The sequence below is a fragment of the Marinobacter sp. NFXS9 genome (genome assembly GCF_040148665.1).
GTDB classification, from domain to species: Bacteria; Pseudomonadota; Gammaproteobacteria; order Pseudomonadales; family Oleiphilaceae; genus Marinobacter_A; species Marinobacter_A mangrovi.
Genome location: NZ_JAGDDW010000002.1, coordinates 454,758 through 472,515, shown reverse-complemented (window position 1 = coordinate 472,515; position 17,758 = coordinate 454,758). Strand labels below are relative to the sequence as shown.

Annotated in this window: 13 protein-coding genes and 4 tRNA genes; 4 read left to right on the top strand and 13 right to left on the bottom strand. The window is 58.8% G+C overall.

The window, feature by feature from the left end:
* Positions 1 to 95: 95 nt before the first annotated feature.
* The 9 genes from hbs to J3364_RS05735 form a co-directional block, all read right to left on the bottom strand.
* A complete protein-coding gene (gene hbs, locus J3364_RS05775; protein ID WP_123633361.1) occupies positions 96 to 368 on the bottom strand; it encodes a non-specific DNA-binding protein Hbs in 273 nt (90 codons plus the stop codon).
* A 237-nt stretch (positions 369 to 605) separates the two neighbouring features.
* Positions 606 to 2,999, bottom strand: coding sequence for an endopeptidase La (gene lon, locus J3364_RS05770; RefSeq protein ID WP_502882480.1), 2,394 nt, complete (start codon positions 2,997 to 2,999; stop codon positions 606 to 608).
* 305 nt (positions 3,000 to 3,304) lie between these two features.
* Positions 3,305 to 4,591 (bottom strand): ATP-dependent Clp protease ATP-binding subunit ClpX, encoded by a 1,287-nt coding sequence (clpX, locus tag J3364_RS05765; protein ID WP_123633359.1) that lies wholly within the window; start codon positions 4,589 to 4,591, stop codon positions 3,305 to 3,307.
* 193 nt (positions 4,592 to 4,784) lie between these two features.
* Positions 4,785 to 5,420, bottom strand: coding sequence for an ATP-dependent Clp endopeptidase proteolytic subunit ClpP (gene clpP, locus J3364_RS05760; protein WP_123633358.1), 636 nt, complete (start codon positions 5,418 to 5,420; stop codon positions 4,785 to 4,787).
* Between the two features lie 254 nt (positions 5,421 to 5,674).
* A complete protein-coding gene (tig, locus tag J3364_RS05755) occupies positions 5,675 to 6,988 on the bottom strand; it encodes a trigger factor (RefSeq protein ID WP_349557437.1) in 1,314 nt (437 codons plus the stop codon).
* Positions 6,989 to 7,214: 226 nt separating this feature from the next.
* Positions 7,215 to 7,299 (bottom strand) — tRNA-Leu (locus J3364_RS05750).
* Between the two features lie 80 nt (positions 7,300 to 7,379).
* A tRNA-His gene (locus J3364_RS05745) sits at positions 7,380 to 7,455 on the bottom strand.
* 122 nt (positions 7,456 to 7,577) lie between these two features.
* Positions 7,578 to 7,654: transfer RNA gene (locus tag J3364_RS05740), tRNA-Arg, on the bottom strand.
* 39 nt (positions 7,655 to 7,693) lie between these two features.
* A tRNA-Pro gene (locus J3364_RS05735) sits at positions 7,694 to 7,770 on the bottom strand.
* 299 nt (positions 7,771 to 8,069) lie between these two features.
* On the opposite strand from J3364_RS05735, the gene folD reads away from it, so the two are divergent.
* On the top strand, positions 8,070 to 8,930 hold the full coding sequence (gene folD, locus J3364_RS05730) for a bifunctional methylenetetrahydrofolate dehydrogenase/methenyltetrahydrofolate cyclohydrolase FolD (RefSeq protein WP_349557436.1): 861 nt from the start codon (positions 8,070 to 8,072) through the stop codon (positions 8,928 to 8,930).
* A gap of 88 nt (positions 8,931 to 9,018) precedes the next feature.
* On the opposite strand, the gene J3364_RS05725 is transcribed toward folD, so the two are convergent.
* The 3 genes from J3364_RS05725 to J3364_RS05715 all read right to left on the bottom strand — a co-directional run bounded on the left by J3364_RS05725 (position 9,019) and on the right by J3364_RS05715 (position 14,452).
* Complete coding sequence (locus tag J3364_RS05725) at positions 9,019 to 11,199, bottom strand: malate synthase G (RefSeq protein WP_349557435.1); 2,181 nt, start codon at positions 11,197 to 11,199, stop codon at positions 9,019 to 9,021.
* A gap of 152 nt (positions 11,200 to 11,351) precedes the next feature.
* Positions 11,352 to 12,734, bottom strand: coding sequence for a cysteine--tRNA ligase (gene cysS / locus J3364_RS05720; RefSeq protein ID WP_349557434.1), 1,383 nt, complete (start codon positions 12,732 to 12,734; stop codon positions 11,352 to 11,354).
* Positions 12,735 to 12,775: 41 nt separating this feature from the next.
* Entirely contained in the window at positions 12,776 to 14,452 is a 1,677-nt protein-coding gene (locus J3364_RS05715) for a glutamine--tRNA ligase/YqeY domain fusion protein (protein ID WP_349557433.1), read from the bottom strand.
* Between the two features lie 182 nt (positions 14,453 to 14,634).
* Between J3364_RS05715 and J3364_RS05710 the strand changes: the two genes are divergently transcribed.
* Both J3364_RS05710 and J3364_RS05705 read left to right on the top strand, forming a co-directional pair.
* Complete coding sequence (locus tag J3364_RS05710) at positions 14,635 to 15,144, top strand: peptidylprolyl isomerase (RefSeq protein WP_123633352.1); 510 nt, start codon at positions 14,635 to 14,637, stop codon at positions 15,142 to 15,144.
* Positions 15,141 to 15,869: a UDP-2,3-diacylglucosamine diphosphatase gene (locus tag J3364_RS05705; protein WP_349557432.1), complete on the top strand. Its 729-nt coding sequence runs from the start codon at positions 15,141 to 15,143 to the stop codon at positions 15,867 to 15,869. Before J3364_RS05710 ends, J3364_RS05705 begins: the two co-directional genes overlap by 4 nt.
* A gap of 81 nt (positions 15,870 to 15,950) precedes the next feature.
* Here the strand turns inward: J3364_RS05705 and J3364_RS05700 are convergent, their stop codons facing one another.
* The gene (locus J3364_RS05700; protein WP_123633350.1) at positions 15,951 to 16,721 is read right to left on the bottom strand and encodes a ferredoxin--NADP reductase; all 771 of its coding nucleotides are present in this window, start codon (positions 16,719 to 16,721) and stop codon (positions 15,951 to 15,953) included.
* A 131-nt stretch (positions 16,722 to 16,852) separates the two neighbouring features.
* On the opposite strand from J3364_RS05700, the gene J3364_RS05695 reads away from it, so the two are divergent.
* Positions 16,853 to 17,734, top strand: a complete 882-nt coding sequence (locus J3364_RS05695) for a LysR family transcriptional regulator (protein WP_203140718.1) — start codon at positions 16,853 to 16,855, stop codon at positions 17,732 to 17,734.
* Positions 17,735 to 17,758: the final 24 nt, after the last annotated feature.

Below are 17,758 nucleotides of genomic sequence, written 5' to 3'. Positions count from 1 at the left end.
TCAGCATGATCAGGTATGTTGGACTTACCGGGACCGGATGCCTTGAAGAAACTACCCCGGCAATGCCACCAGGACATTGCCGCTTAAGCCACTTCTTACTTGACGGCGTCTTTCAGGGCCTTGCCGGCCTTGAAGCCAGGAACCTTGGAGGCCGGGATCTTGATCTCGGCGCCGGTCTGCGGGTTACGACCAGTGCGAGCAGCGCGCTCCTTGACAGAGAAGGTACCAAAGCCGATCAGAGTGACTTGATCGCCTTTTTTCAGAGCATCAGTGATGGAGTTAACCATGGCATCCAGGGCACGTCCTGCACCGGCCTTGGAAATGTCAGCTGACTCTGCGATTGCATCGATAAGTTCGGACTTGTTCACACTAAACCCCTTCGATTTCAGGTTGAAGATGTTATAGGTTGGTTTGTTTTTTTCGGAGCTTCCCGACTATCGCACAAGCGGTCGGAGAATTCCATTCTTCGGTTTTCTTATTCCTTTCGGTCATCGGGTGTCGATCGGAATACTTGCAAAAACCCCGGGAGCCCTTGGTACAGGCTGCTTCAGGACGAAACAGTTATACCAACGGGCTCTCAGGGCTGTCAACAACGGCCTCGCCGTTTAATGTGTATTTATGCGTTCGCCGGATTCGCCTTCCTCATCCCGCGATTTGGCCGGTGTCGCCTTGTCGGACAGGTCGCCGGCATCCGGCGTCGGCTGATAGGCCAGCGCCACGTCCAGGACCTGGTCGATCCAGGTCACCGGGCGGATATCCAGAGACTCCTTGATGTTCTCGGGTATCTCTTTGAGATCCCGGACATTTTCCTCAGGGATAATGACCGTCTTGATGCCGCCGCGGTGCGCCGCAAGCAGCTTTTCCTTGAGTCCGCCGATGGCCAGCACGCGACCACGCAGGGTGATCTCACCGGTCATCGCGACGTCTGCCCGCACCGGAATACCGGTCAAGGCAGAGACCAGGCCAGTGCACATGCCGATACCGGCACTGGGGCCATCTTTCGGTGTGGCGCCCTCGGGAACGTGAATGTGCAGGTCGTGATGCTCGTAGAAATCGTCCTTGATACCGAGACCGGCCGCACGACTGCGGACAACGGTCAGGGCCGCCTGGATGGATTCCTGCATGACGTCGCCCAGCGAACCGGTCTTGACGACCTTGCCCTTGCCTTTGGTCAGGGCGCATTCGATGGTCAGCAGTTCGCCGCCCACCTGGGTCCAGGCCAGGCCGGTCACCTGACCCACCTGGTTGGATTCTTCCGCCAGGCCGTATTTGAACTTGCGCACACCGGAATAGTGCTCAAGCAGTTCAGGCGTCAGCTCGACCGTCTCGGTGTTGCCGGCTTCCACGTGCTCGCGCACCACCTTGCGGCAGATCTTCGCGATCTCACGCTCCAGGCTCCGCACGCCCGCTTCGCGCGTGTAGTAGCGGATCAGGTCGCGCAGGGTGTCATCGGAGACGTCCAGTTCGTTCTTGCGCAGGCCATTGGCCTTGAGCTGTTTGGGCAGCAGGTGCTGCCGCGCAATGTTGACCTTCTCGTCTTCGGTGTAACCCGGGATGCGGATGATCTCCATCCGGTCCAGCAGGGCCGGCGGAATGTCCATGGAGTTGGACGTGCAGACGAACATCACGTCGGACAGGTCGTAATCCACTTCCAGGTAATGATCGTTGAAGGTGTGGTTCTGCTCGGGATCCAGCACTTCCAGCAGCGCCGAAGCCGGATCGCCCCGATGGTCCATGCCCATCTTGTCGATCTCGTCGAACAGGAACAGCGGGTTTTTCACCCCGACCTTCGACAGCTTCTGCAACAGCTTACCCGGCAGCGCGCCAATGTAGGTTTTGCGGTGACCGCGAATCTCCGCCTCGTCACGCACGCCACCCAGCGCCATGCGAGTGTATTTGCGGTTGGTCGCCCGGGCGATGGACTGCCCCAGCGACGTTTTACCCACGCCAGGAGGACCGACCAGACACAGCACAGGTCCCTTGATTTTCTTCACCCGGTTCTGGACCGCCAGGTATTCCAGGATCCGCTTCTTGACCTCATCCAGGCCGTAGTGATCCTGATCCAGGATGTCGCGCGCCTTTTCCAGGTCGTGACGGACCCGGCTGCGCTTCTTCCAGGGAATCGCCAGCATCCAGTCAATGTAGCCCCGCACAACGGTCGCTTCCGCCGACATAGGCGACATCATCTTGAGCTTGTTGAGCTCCGCTTCGGTTTTCTTGCGGGCTTCTTCCGGCAGACCGGCTTCCTCGAGCTTCTGCTCCAGCTCTTCGAAGTCGCCGCCGCCCTCACCGAGCTGCCCCATCTCTTTCTGGATGGCCTTCATCTGCTCGTTGAGGTAGTACTCCCGCTGGCTGCGCTCCATCTGCTTCTTGACGCGACCGCGGATCCGCTTCTCGACCTCGATCAGATCGATTTCGCCGTCCAGGCGACCCAGCAGCAGCTCAACGCGCTGACGCACGTCCAGGGTTTCCAGCAGCTCCTGCTTCTCGTAAATCTTCAGCTCCAGGTGAGCGGCCATGGTGTCCGCCAGGCGCTCCAGATCGTCGATACCGGTCAGGGAATTGGTCACCTCAGACGGCACCTTCTTGGACAGCTTGACGTACTTTTCAAACTCTTCGGACAGCGTCTTCACCAGAACGGACTCTTCCCGCTCCGGCAGGGTGTCTTCTTCCAGCAGCGCGCCTCGTGCGGTCAGGAAGTCACCTTCCTCGATGGACTCCAGTCGCGCCCGGGCATTGCCCTCGACCAGGACCTTGACGGTGCCATCCGGCAGTTTCAGCATCTGCAGGACCGTGGCCAGGGTACCCATGTTGTAGACGTCTTCCGCGCCCGGGTCGTCTGTACCCGCATCCCGCTGGGCCACCAGCAGGATTTCCTTGCTCCCCTCCATGGCAGCTTCCAGGGCCTGGATGGATTTTTCCCGGCCAACGAAGAGCGGCACGACCATGTGTGGAAAGACCACCACGTCCCGCAGCGGAAGCATTGGATAATCGTTCATGGGGGTTTCAGGTAGTGATGTCATAGAGAATCCTCTGACTGACGCGTCTTGAAACACGTGGCATACGGACAGGTGCAAGCGTCAACGCCCTGCCCGACTTGGAATCGGATTGCCGGCCGACCCGCCTTGTTTCCATGATGCCATAGAAAGAAGGCCGTCAGCTTCCATTGAATTAATGATTGGGGGCTTTTTCCGCGATTACAATGGCCGACTGCGCCGGTTTGGGCCCGGAGCGGCTTTTCTGTCGCAGAAACAGAAAAAGGGGCGCAAGCGCCCCTTTTCTGGATCACGTTTAAGGCGAACCGTCAGTCTTCCGGCACCGCTTTCGCATGATCGTTATTGGCGTAGATCTTGAACGGCTCGGAGTCACCGCTGATCACGCTCTCGTCGATTACTACCTTGCAGACATCATGCTCAGACGGAATCTGGTACATGGTATCCAGCAGGGTCGCTTCGAGGATCGAACGCAGACCACGCGCACCCGTCTTGCGCTCCATGGCCTTACGGGCCACGGCACGCAGCGCGTCTTCGCGGAAGTCGAGTTCGACGTCTTCCATGTCGAAGAGCTTCTGGTACTGCTTGGTCAACGCGTTCTTCGGCTCGGTGAGGATTTGGACCAGTGCGTCTTCGTCCAGCTCCGTCAGCGTGGCCACCACCGGCAGACGACCGACGAACTCGGGAATCAGACCGTATTTGACCAAATCTTCGGTTTCCACATCCTTGATGATGTCACCGGTACTCTTGCGATCGTCCTCGCTGACCACCGACGCGGAGAAACCGATGCTGCTGCGTTCGGACCGTTCGCGAATCACTTTGTCCAGACCGGCAAACGCGCCGCCACAGATGAACAGGATGTTGCCGGTGTCCACCTGCAGGAACTCCTGCTGCGGATGCTTGCGACCACCCTGGGGCGGCACCGAGGCCACCGTGCCTTCAATCAGTTTCAGCAGCGCCTGCTGGACACCCTCACCGGAGACGTCACGGGTGATGGACGGGTTGTCCGATTTGCGCGAAATCTTGTCGATTTCATCGATGTAGACGATGCCGCGCTGGGCCTTATCCACATCGTAATCGCACTTCTGCAGCAGCTTCTGGATGATGTTCTCGACATCCTCACCGACATAGCCCGCTTCGGTCAGCGTGGTGGCATCGGCGATGGTAAACGGCACATTCAGCATGCGCGCCAGGGTTTCCGCCAACAGGGTCTTACCACTGCCGGTCGGGCCGATCAGCAGGATGTTGCTCTTGCCGAGCTCGACTTCCGACGCCTTGCCTTCACCGTAGCGAAGGCGCTTGTAGTGGTTGTAAACCGCTACAGACAACACGATCTTGGCACGGTCCTGGCCAATGACATACTGATCCAGTGTGTCGCGGATTTCGGCGGGACTGGGCAGGCGGTCGCTCTGCTCTTCCTGTGCGTTTTCCTGGATTTCTTCCCGGATGATGTCATTGCACAGGTCGACACACTCGTCGCAGATGAAAACCGAGGGCCCTGCAATGAGCTTGCGGACTTCATGCTGGCTCTTTCCGCAAAACGAGCAGTAGAGCAACTTGCCGTTATCGTCGCCCCTGCCGTTTCTGTCATCTGCCATTGAAATACCTCTGTCTTGGCTTTCGTGTTCACTGTCGGCTCGGAATTCTGCATTCCGCTACCAACTTACGCCCGCGAGACGTCATGCGATCACGGTAGTACGTTTCTGATTGCTACTGGACTCGGCGCCTGCTGGCTGGTCCGGACAGCGCTGCCGGCCGGACCAGCCGTGGTTTCAAACCACCGAATCAGTATTATTTATTCGACACGCGTTTATCAAGTACGGCGTCGATCAGACCATAGTCTTTCGCCTGCTGCGGATCCATGAAGTTATCACGGTCCGTATCGCGGGCGATGGTTTCCAGATCCTGCCCCGTGTGATGAGCCAACAGCCGGTTCAGGGTCTCGCGAATCTTGAGAATCTCACGGGTATGGATCTCGATGTCCGTCGCCTGGCCCTGATAACCGCCCAACGGCTGGTGGATCATGACCCGGGAATTGGGCAGACAGGCACGCTTGCCTTCAGCGCCTCCTGCCAACAGGAATGCTCCCATGCTCGCCGCCTGGCCGACACAGAGCGTCGCCACATCCGGCTTGATAAACTGCATGGTGTCGTAGATGGACATGCCGGCCGTGACGGAACCACCCGGACTGTTGATGTACAGATGCACATCCTTGTCGGGGTTTTCGGATTCCAGGAACAGTAATTGCGCGACAATCAGGTTCGCCATGTGGTCCTCGACCGGACCCACCATGAAGATGACACGCTCCTTGAGCAGCCGGGAATAAATGTCGAAAGAGCGCTCACCACGGGCTGTCTGCTCAATGACAATCGGGACAAGACCGGAATTGGTCACCATGGTCGGGCCGTTATACGGTTGTTGCGTCATGATGTGCCTGAACTCCTTAGCTAAATGAACGATCCAGCGGATGATATGGGGATCACCGTACCGGAAGTCAACTGAGCGCGCCTTGATTTGGCCTCAGCATGCCTTTCGAAGATCCGGGACGGCGCTGTCCTGTTGCCCTGACAATTCACCACCCCAGATAAAAACAGCCGGAAATTCCGGCTGTTCCGTCATGCAGCGTAGCGGTTTCGGGGCGCGATGTCCGCCCCGAAACGGTCGCTTTTCGAAACGAAGCGTTAACCCTGCTGCGGTTGGCCTGCAGCAACGGCTTCTTCGTACTTCATCTTCTTCTCTTTCACCTTGGCCTGGGCCAGCACATGATCAACAACCGCGTCTTCCAGCACCACAGATTCGATCTGCGCCTTCTGCTGCGGGTTGCTGTTGTAATGCGCAATCACCTCATCCGGTGATTCGTAAGTAGATGCGATCTCCTGGATCTTCTCGTCGATTTTGTCGGCATCTGCCTTGATGTCGTTCTGGCGAATCAGTTCCTGGAACAGCAGCCCGGTCTTGACACGGCGCTTGGCCTGGTCGGTAAACAGCTCAGCCGGCAGCTGCTGCGGGTCCATCTGCATCTGGCCGCCAAAGCGCTGGACAGCATCCTGACGCAGACGGTCGATTTCCTGGTCGATCAGCGCCTGGGGAATTTCGAAGTCATTGCCTTCGACCAGACCTTCAACGACGTCGTTCTTGACCTTGTTGGAGACAGCTTGCTTCAGCTCGCGCTCCATGTTCTTCTTCACGTCCTCGCGGAAGCCTTCTTCGTCTTCGGCGTTCACACCGAACTTCTCGAAGAATTCCTTGTTCAGTTCCGGCAGGATCGGTTCTTCAACGGTGTGGATCGTGATCTCGAACTTGGCCGCTTTGCCGGCCAGCTCTTCGTTCTGGTAATCCTCAGGGAAGGTCACTTCGATTTCCAGCTCTTCACCGGCCTTGCCGCCGATGATGCCTTCTTCAAAGCCCGGGATCATCTGACCGGAACCCAGAGTCAGCTTGTGGCCTTCAGCGGAACCGCCTTCGAAAGCTTCACCGTCGATGTAACCCTTAAAGTCGATGGTCACAACGTCCTTCTTCTTGGACTTGCGCTTGACGGACTTCATATCAGCCTGCTGGCGACGCAGGGTATCGATCATCTTGTCGACGTCTTTGTCAGCCACTTCGGCTTTCGGCTTTTCAACTTCGATCGTGCCCAGATCCGCCAGTTCGATTTCCGGCAGCACTTCGAAAATAGCCACGAATTCGAGGTCTTTGCCCTCTTCCATGACTTTCGGTTCGAAACGCGGCCAGCCAGCCGGGTTCACTTCCTTCTCTTCCAGCGCCTTGACGTAGCTGTCGCGCATGACTTCGCTGACCACTTCCTGGCGAACACCCGCTCCAAAACGACGTTTGACGACGCTCAAAGGCACCTTACCCGGACGGAAGCCGTTCAGGCGAACGGTGCGCGCGGTTTCCTGCAGACGCTTCTGAACAGCCTGATCAATTTCCTGAGCGGGCACACCAATCGTCATTCGACGCTCGATGTTGGACGTCGTTTCTACAGACACTTGCATGGAAGTTCCTCGAATTACCGGTTCAATAAGTTAATGGACACAGGTTGAGTCGAACGCGAAATCCAGAACGGACGCAGATAATTCCACTCAGGCCTGCGAAAACTAAACAGCCATTTTATCATGCTTTTGGTCGCCGAGAGAACGTCTGGCGCACGGACTTTGCACATTCGTGGATAGACTGACCGCAAGCGGGCCACGGGATCATCTTATTAAGGAAGGAAGAGGATGGTGCGAGAGGAGAGACTCGAACTCTCACGGGTTGCCCCACTGGAACCTAAATCCAGCGCGTCTACCAGTTCCGCCACTCTCGCCAATCGATAACCGATCTTTTGATGGCAGTGTGTTGCCAACGCCGGATCCAGTCAACGGGGAATCAAACAGCCGGGAAAAGTGGGGTGGACGAAGGGGTTCGAACCCTCGACCGCAGGAGTCACAATCCTGAGCTCTACCAACTGAGCTACGTCCACCACATTGTCACTCGAGCCTTCAGACGACATCGAGCGCCTTCAACAGGATAAGCTGGCGCTTATTCCCAACTTTGCTGGGGGCCTGGCTCGCGCTCCCGAGGAGCCCTCACCCGCCGGGGTTATGGCGCGCCCGGTAGGACTTGAACCTACGACCCACGGCTTAGAAGGCCGTTGCTCTATCCAGCTGAGCTACGGGCGCTTGACCTTTCGCCCACCTGAATGACCAGGTTTCAAGGGATGGTCGGGGTAGAGAGATTCGAACTCCCGACATCCTGCTCCCAAAGCAGGCGCGCTACCAGACTGCGCTATACCCCGTTCCTGATGACCTGAACAACAGATGCCTCAGCAAAGTTGGCGCGAATGATACCGGCGGTTCCGGGGCCCGTCAACACGGATTTCAGATTAGTTTCCAATCGACCGGGCTGCGTTGGCCGAAAGCCCGAACCATGAGACAATACCGCGCTCTTTTCCCGGACAGCGCCCCTCGGTCGAAACGACCAGCCGTCGGAAAGCGTCGGTCTGCTCCCGCAGACTGATCCGACTGCCGTGCCTGTCCCGTGATCACTCGCTCAGGCAGGGCGGCTGCCCCGCCTACAAACCAGATTATACATGTAATGACAGCAGAACTGATTGATGGAAAGAAAATCGCCGCCCAGGTTCGAGAGGACGTTGCGCTGGGTGTGCAGGCCCGTATCGACCAGGGCCTGAGAGCCCCGGGGCTGGCCGTGGTCCTGGTCGGGGAAGATCCCGCCTCGCAGGTGTACGTGGGCAACAAGCGCAAGGCCTGCGACAAAGCCGGCATTCTCTCCCTGTCCTATGACCTGCCGGCTGACACCAGCCAGGAGGCCCTGGAAGCGCTCATCGACGAGCTCAACGAAAACCCCGCCATCGACGGCATTCTGGTACAGCTTCCGCTCCCCGAGCCGCTGGATGCCGACCCCATCCTGCTGAAGATTCGCCCGGACAAGGATGTGGACGGTTTTCACCCCTATAACGTGGGTCGCCTCGTCCAGCGCCTGCCGGAACTGCGCCCCTGTACGCCGGCCGGCATCATCACCCTGCTGGATTCCATCAAGACACCTTACAAAGGTCAGCACGCCGTCATCGTGGGCGCGTCCAATATCGTCGGGCGCCCCATGGCGATGGAATTGCTGCTGCGCGGAGCGACCGTGACGGTTGCCCACCGCTTTACGGACGACCTGGCCCGCTTCGTCGGCGAGGCGGACATTCTGATCGCCGCCGCGGGCAAGCCCGGCCTGATCAAGGGCGACTGGGTCAAGCCCGGCGCCACAGTGATCGACGTGGGCATCAACCGCACCGCGGACGGCAAGCTGATTGGCGACGTGGAATTTGCGAAAGCCGCCGAACGCGCGGCCTATATTACGCCGGTACCTGGCGGTGTTGGCCCAATGACGATTGCCACCCTGCTTCAGAACACCCTGTATGCCGCCAACGAGCTGCACAAGGACCAGTAACATCGGGTTGACGTAGCGGCTTATCCGCCGCTACCGACCAGGCACAAAAAAACCCCGCACAAGGCGGGGTTTTTTTGTAGCCGTTTGCTTACTGACCGTACTTGGCTTTCGCCTTCAGACGGTAGGCATGCAGAAGTGGCTCAGTGTAGCCATTCGGCTGCTCACGACCTTTCAAGACCAGATCGACGGCCGCCTGGAAGGCCACGCTGTCATCGAAGTCCGGCGCCATGTTGCGGTAGGACGGATCACCTGCGTTCTGGCGATCGACCACAGCGGCCATGCGCTTCATGGTTTCCATCACCTGCTCTTCGGTGCAAATACCGTGGTACAGCCAGTTGCAGATGTGCTGTGAGGAAATCCGCAGTGTCGCGCGGTCTTCCATCAGACCCACGTCATTGATGTCCGGCACTTTGGAGCAACCGACACCCTGGTCGATCCAGCGAACCACATAACCCAGGATACCCTGGGCGTTGTTGTCCAGTTCCTGCTGGATGTCGTCTGCAGACAGGGACTTCGGATCCTTCAGCAACGGAACGGTCAGGATGTCTTCCAGTTTCGCGCGCTCGCGCTTGGCCAGCTGATCCTGAACATCCGCCACATTGACCTGATGGTAGTGCAGCGCGTGCAGGGTGGCGGCCGTCGGTGACGGAACCCACGCGGTGTTGGCGCCCGCCTTCGGATGCCCGATCTTGGCCTCCATCATGGCGGCCATCATGTCCGGCATGGCCCACATGCCCTTACCGATCTGGGCAACACCTTTCAGGCCCGCTTCCAGACCCACATCCACGTTCCACTGCTCGTAAGCCTGGATCCAGGCAGCACCCTTGATGTCGCCCTTGCGGATCACCGGACCGGCTTCCATGGAGGTATGGATTTCGTCACCGGTACGGTCTAGGAAGCCGGTGTTGATAAACACACAGCGTTCTTTGGCGGCTTCAATACAGGACTTCAGATTCACCGTCGTGCGACGCTCCTCGTCCATGATGCCGACTTTCAGGGTGAAGCGCGGCAGACCCAACGCATCTTCGACACGGCCGAAAAATTCGTTGGTAAAGGCCACTTCTTCCGGACCGTGCATCTTCGGTTTAACGATGTAGACGCTGCCCGTGGTGGAGTTCTGGAGCGGTCCATTGCCTTTCAGGTCGTGGATCGCGATCAGGGAGGTGACCAGGCCGTCCATCAGGCCTTCCGGAATCTCATTGCCGTCCTTGTCCAGGATGGCGTTAATGGTCATCAGGTGGCCGACGTTACGGATGAACATCAGGCTGCGACCTTTGAGGCTCAGATCCGAGCCATCGGCGGCGGTGTAGTTGCGATCGCCGTGCATCTTACGGGTGACCTGCTGGCCGCCTTTCTCGAAGGTTTCCTGCAGGTCGCCTTTCATCAGGCCCAGCCAGTTGCGATAGACGACCGTCTTGTCGTCGGCATCAACGGCGGCAATGGAGTCTTCACAGTCCATGATGGTGGTCAGGGCCGACTCAACCAGCACGTCTTTCACGTGCGCGCCGTCGTCCTTGCCGATCGGATGGGAGGCATCGATCTGGATTTCGAAGTGCATGCCATTCTTGACCAGCAGGATGCCGGTCGGCTCGCCGGAAGCGCCGGTGTAGCCGACAAAGCCGGACTCGTCTTTCAGACCGGTGGTGTCGCCGTTTTGCAGCTTGACCACCAGCTTGCCGCCTTCGACGGTGTACTTGGCCGCATCCTTGTGGCTGCCGCTGGCCAGCGGTGCAGAGCTGTCCAGCACGTTGCGGGCGTACTCGATAACTTTCGCGCCGCGCACCGGGTTGTAGCCGCGACCTTTCTCAGCGCCGTCGTCTTCCGACAGCACGTCGGTGCCGTAGAGCGCGTCGTACAGGCTACCCCAACGGGCGTTGGCGGCGTTCAGTGCAAAACGCGCGTTCATCACCGGAACCACCAGCTGCGGGCCCGCCATGGTGGCAATTTCCGGATCGACGTTCGACGTCGTGATCTTGAAGTCCGCCGGCTCGTCAGCCAGGTAACCGATCTCTTTCAGGAACGATTGGTACTCGTCCATGTTGATCGGCTGGCCCTTGCGCTCGGTGTACCAGGCATCCATCTTCGCCTGGATGTCGTCACGCTTGGCCAGCAGCGCCTTGTTACGCGGCGCCAGCTCGTGAATGATGGTGTCAAATTCTGCCCAGAATTTGTCAGCATCAACACCGGTACCGGGAATCGCTTCGTTGTTCACAAAGTCGTACAAGACTTTCGCGACCTGCAGGCCGCCGACTTGGACGCGTTCTGTCATCGTTATCGCCTCAGTGGTTTCTGTGTGCCGGGGTATGGGCGCGACTTCTTTGAGGCCGCTTCGCCCACCCTACTTTCTTGACGGCGGCCGACGCCCTGTCCGACCACCCGTTATCTTTGAGCGCGCTAGTGTAAGGGATAATACGGACAAATTCATGCCCGGCGCCAACTCGTCCCTTCGCGCGAATCGTCGAGAATGACGCCCTGCTCCGCCAGGGTATCCCGAATCCGGTCCGCCTCGGCGAAATCCCGGTTGCGGCGGGCCTCGGCGCGGGCCTCGATCTGCTGCTCGATCTCTTCAGCGCTCGGGCCTTCGCCGGATCCCGACTGGAAAAAGGCCTCCGGGTCCTGCTGGAGCAGCCCGAGCGCGCCACCGAGTCGAACCAGGACCGCCGCCTGCCGCGAGGCCTCAACCTCTTCGCCATCACGTCTCAGCCGGTTGATCTCGGAAGCCAGCGCGTGCAATACGGTATTCGCGCCAGCGGTATTGAAGTCATCATCCATAGCCGCCTGGAACCGCGCGTCGTAATCCGTTTCCGGAACATCGACCGCAGGCTTCAGACCGCGCAGGGCATGATAAAGCCGCGTCAACGTGCTTGAAGCCTCTGCCAGATTTTCCTCGGAATAGTCGACCTGACTGCGGTAATGGCTCGATACCAGGAAGTAGCGCACCACCTCCGCCGGGTATTTCTCCAGGATCTCACGGATCGTAAAGAAGTTACCCAGGGATTTGGACATCTTCTCTTTATTGACCCGCACCGCACCGGCATGCATCCAGTAATTCACGAACGGCTGGCCGGTGGCCGCTTCGGACTGGGCGATTTCGTTTTCATGGTGCGGGAACAGCAGATCCGGGCCGCCGCCATGAATATCGAACGTGTTGCCCAGGCAGCAGGTGGACATGGCCGAACACTCAATATGCCAGCCGGGACGGCCATCGCCCCAGGGTGACGGCCAGCTCACTTCGCCGGGCTTGGCCGCTTTCCAGAGGGCGAAGTCCGCCGGACTGCGCTTGACTTCAGACACGTCTACCCGGGCGCCGGCAATCAGATCGTCCAGCTTTTTCTTGGACAGCTTGCCGTAGCCATCGAACTGCTCCACCGCGAAATACACGTCGCCATTGTCGGCGGCGTAGGCAAAGCCTTTTTCGATCAAGGTCTGGATCATGCGCAGCATGTCGTCCATGTGACCGGTCGCCCGCGGCTCCTGGTCCGGCGCAATGACGCCCAGCGCCCGCTCGTCTTCATGCATGGCTTCGATCATGCGTTCGGTCAATGCGGTGAAGGCCTCACCGTTTTCGTCCGCCCGGCGCAGAATCTTGTCGTCCACATCGGTGATGTTGCGCACGTAGGTGACGTCGTAACCGCTGTGGCGCAGATACCGGGTGATCACGTCGAACGCCACCAGCACCCGGGCATGCCCCAGATGGCAGAAGTCGTAAACCGTCATGCCACAGACGTACATGCGAACCTTGCCCGGCTCCAGCGTCTTCAGGGGTTCCTTTCTCTGCGTCAGGGTGTTGTAAAGTTGAATCACGGTATTCGGGTCCAAAAATGTGGGTTCAGTACGATCACGGTTTACTTGTTGGCTTTCGCCCAGGAATCACGCAGGGTCACAGTCCGGTTGAATGCCGGACGCCCGTCACGGGAACGCTGCCCGTCCAGGAAGAAATACCCTTCACGCTCGAACTGGTAGGGAATATCGCTACGCGGTTCCGCCAGGCTCTTTTCAACGCGCACGTTTTCCTTGACGACCAGGTTCTCGTTATTGATGTGCGTCACGAAATCCACGTCTTTGTCACTGTCCGGCGCCTCGTGGTTGAACAGACGATCGTACAGATAGACATCAGCCTCGATGCTGTCTTCGGCGGAGACCCAGTGGATCACGCCGTTGGGCTTATAGCCGTCCGGGTTCACGCCCAATGTGGCCGGGTCGTATTCGCAGCGCAGCTCAACGATCTCACCACTGTCGTCACGGACGATCTCGCGACAGGTCATCACATAACCGCCGCGTAGGCGGACCGCCTGATCCGGCGCCAACCGCTTCCACTTGCGCGGCGGCTCCTCGGCGAAATCCTCGCGGTCGATGTAAAGGGTACGCGTCCACGGTGCCTCACGGGTGCCCATGTCCGGATCCTGCGGATGCACCGGCAGGGTCAGGGTTTCGGACTGACCTTCCGGATAGTTGATCAGCGTCACCTTGAGCGGGCGCATCACACACATGGCGCGCGGCGCGCGGGCGTTCAGGTCTTCGCGGATGGCGTGCTCCAGCATGCCCATGTCCACGATGCCGCCGGCTTTGTTCACACCGATCATGTCACAGAAATTGCGCAGGGACTGGGGGGTGTAACCGCGACGACGCATACCGGAAATGGTCGGCATGCGAGGGTCGTCCCAGGATTCCACAAAGCCTTCGTCCACCAGGCGCTTGAGTTTGCGCTTGCTGGTGATCGTGTAGTTGAGGTTCAGTCGGGCAAACTCGATCTGACGCGGCTTGCACGGCGCAGAAATGTTATCGATCACCCAGTCGTACAGCGGGCGATGGTCCTCGAACTCCAACGTACACAGTGAGTGGGTCACTCCTTCCATCGCGTCGGAAATCGGATGGGTGAAGTCGTACATCGGATAGATGCACCACTTGTCACCGGTCTGGTGGTGCGACGCAAAGCGAATGCGGTAGAGGATCGGATCACGCAGGTTGATGTTCGGCGACGCCATATCGATTTTGGCGCGCAGTACCAGCGAGCCGCCGTCGTGCTTGCCTTCACGCATCTCGCGGAACAGACGCAGGTTCTCCTCCACCGGACGGTCGCGATACGGGCTGTTGCGCCCCGGTTCGGTCAGCGTACCGCGATACTCGGCCATCTCATCCGCGCTCAGGGCGCAGACGTAGGCCAGCCCCTTCTCGATCAGTTCCACCGCAAAGTCGTAGATGGCATCGAAGTAATCGGACGCGTAACGGACCTCCCCGGCCCACTCGCAACCCAGCCAGCTCACGTCCCGGGTAATCGCGTCGATGTATTCCTGGGATTCCTTTTCCGGGTTGGTATCGTCGAAGCGCAGGGTACAGTCGCCGTCGAACGTTTCGGCAATGCCGAAATTGAGGCAAATGGACTTGGCGTGGCCGATGTGCAGATATCCATTGGGCTCCGGCGGGAACCGGGTTACCACCTTGCCCTGATGCTGACCGCTGGCAATGCTTTCCTCGATCAGGTTCTGGATAAAGTTATTGGCTTTTCGGGATTCTGCGCTCATAGATACTCTGAATTGGTGGTCGATGGAAAACCGCTATTATACGCATAGATGAGGCCGTATCTCATGCATCCGGCGGCGCGAGCGCGTACAATTTACCTTAACTTTTTTTGACGATCCGGTTTCCGGGGAGCAGCGTGCCCGGAAATGAACGTTTTAACGCGAGACCAACACAGGAACCCCCGATGATTCTGCTGAAAACCAACCACGGTGACATCAAGATCGAGCTGGACCACGACAAAGCCCCGAAAACCGCCGCCAACTTTGAACAGTATGTGCGCGACGGCTTTTACGACGGCCTGATCTTCCACCGTGTCATCGGCAACTTCATGGTTCAGGGCGGCGGCTTTGAACCCGGCATGGTGCCCCGCAAGACCCGTGAGCCGATCAAGAACGAAGCCAACAACGGCCTGAGCAACATGATCGGCGCCGTCGCCATGGCACGGACCATGGATCCACATTCCGCTACCGCCCAATTCTTTATTAATGTCGAAAACAACGGCTTCCTGGATCACACCGCGGAAACCGCCGAGGGTTGGGGTTACTGCGTGTTCGGCAAGGTGGTTGAAGGCATGGATACCGTCAACAACATTCGCGGCGTCCGCACCACCATGCGCCAGGGTCACCAGGACGTGCCGGCTGAAGACGTGGTGATCGAGTCTGCCGAAGTCCTGGAGGACGGAGGCGCGGCGTGACCACGCTCTTTATATCGGACCTTCACCTGGAGGAAGAGCGTCGGGACATCACCGACGCCTTTCTTGGCTTCCTGAAAGACAAAGCGGTCCACGCCGAGACGCTGTACATCCTGGGCGACTTCTTCGAGGCCTGGATCGGCGACGACGAGCACACGCCGCTGCAGGATGAAGTGGCGGCCGCCCTCAAGTCATTGACCGACCAGGGCGTCGATTTATTCCTGATGCACGGCAACCGGGATTTCCTGATCGGCGAGGACTACTGCAACCGGGTCGGCGGCACCCTGCTCAACGACCCGACGGTGGTCGACCTCTACGGCACGCCCACCCTGCTCATGCACGGCGACAGCCTGTGCACCGCCGACGTCGAGTACCAGAAGTTCCGCGCCAACATGCGCAATCCTCAGTGGCAGGCGATGTTCCTGAAGCGCCCCCTGGCGGACCGTCAGGTGGTCGCCCGGCAGCTGCGGGAAATGAGCATGGCGAAGAATCAGGGCAAGAAAGAAGACATCATGGATGTCACGAAAGATGAAGTGGTCCGGGTAATGGAGGAGCATGGCGTGCAGCGTCTGATCCACGGCCATACCCACCGCCCTGCCATCCACGATCTGGAAGCCAACGGCGAACCGGCCAAGCGTTTTGTGCTGGGCGACTGGGATTCCCATGTGTGGTGGATCGAAGTTGGCCCGGATCAGGCGCCGGAACTCAAGAAGGAAGCCTTCCGCTGATTCCGCCTCTCACGCAGGCACAAAAAAAGGGACCGCCAAGGTCCCTTTTTTTTATTGAGCCAGGCCCGAGTCATTCGCGCATTAGCGCTCCACGAAGGCCCGCTCGATCACATAGTGGCCGAGGTCACCGTGACGTGCTTCCTCAAAGCCCTGGGCGTCGAGGATGGCGCAGGTGTCCTTGAGCATGCTCGGACTGCCGCAGATCATGAAGCGGTCATCTTCCTTATTGAAGGCCGGCAGCCCCAGATCGGACATCAGCTTGCCGCTTTCCATCAGGTCCGTCAGACGACCCTGGTTGCGGAATTCCTCGCGGGTCACCGTCGGATAGTAAAGCAGCTTGCCCTGGACCATTTCGCCGAAGTATTCGTTCTCCGGCAGACCGCTGATTTCGTCCTGGTACGCCAGCTCGGACACGTGGCGCACACCGTGGGTCAGGATGACTTTGTCGAAGCGCTCGTACACTTCCGGATCCTTGATAATGCTCAGAAACGGCGCCAGACCCGTACCGGTGCTGATCAGATACAGGTTGCGGCCCGGCAGCAGGTGATCAACCACCAGCGTGCCCGTCGGCTTGCGGCTCACCAGGATTTCGTCGCCGACCTGAATCTTCTGCAGCTTCGAGGTCAGCGGGCCGTCCTGCACCTTGATGGAGAAGAACTCCAGCTCTTCCTCATAGTTGGCACTGGCGATGCTATAAGCGCGCATAAGGGGTTTCCCCTCCTGCTCCAGACCAATCATGATGAAATGACCGTTCTTGAAGCGGAAACCGGGATCCCGGCTGGTCGTAAAGCTGAACAGCGTATCGTTCCAGTGGCGAACGCTGGTGACAGTTTCGCGATTCATATTGCTCATAACGATCTATTCCTGAAGCAGCTGTATCTGTGTTGGGCGTTTGTACGCCTGAAAGTTGAGCACAGCTTACCGCAGGAGTAACCTATCGACAAAATGGGATATTTTCATAACCTTATTCGGAAATACCGATAATGAGATACACCTTCCGCCAACTGGAAGTTTTTCTGGCGGCCGCCAACACCCAGAACATCACGCGAGCCGCGGAATCACTGGCCATGTCACAGTCCGCAGCGAGCAGTGCGCTCAAGGAACTGGAGTCCCAGTTCGATATCCAGCTGTTCGACCGTATCGGAAAACGCTTACAGCTGAATGAGTTGGGCCGACTGTTCCGACCTCAGGTAGAGGCGTTGCTGGCCCGAGGCCGGGAGCTGGAATTGGCGCTGGACCAGCACACCGAAGTCGGCGCCCTGAAAGTCGGCGCCACGCTCACCATCGGCAACTACCTGGCCGTCGGCGTCATGGCACGCTACATGCGCGCCCAGCCGCACGCCAAGGTATCGTTGGAAGTGGCCAACACCAGCACAGTCGCGCGTCGGGTGAAAGATTTCGAGCTGGACATTGGGCTGATCGAGGGCGAGCTGCAATCGGACGATCTGGAGGTCATTCCCTGGCGCTCTGATGAACTGGTGGTGTTCTGCTCGCCAGAACACCCGCTCGCTGATCGGGCAACACTGACGGACGAGGATCTGGTCCAGGCGACCTGGGTCATGCGGGAACTCGGCTCCGGTACGCGTCAGACCTTCGAGCGCGGCATGCACGGCATCCTGCCGGATCTCAATATCCTGCTGGAACTGGAACATACCGAAGCGATCAAGCGAGCGGTGGAAGCCAACCTGGGCATCGGCTGTCTTTCACGGGTCTGCCTGGCGGACGCTTTCCGGCGCGGCAGTCTGGTCCCCCTGAGCGTACCGGACTATCGCAAATTCGACCGCCAGTTCTACTTCATCCTGCACCGGCAGAAATACCGCAGTGCGGGGATCGGACGCTGGATGGAACTGTGCCGGGAGCTTTAACGATCGCCGAATGAAGTGCGCCGG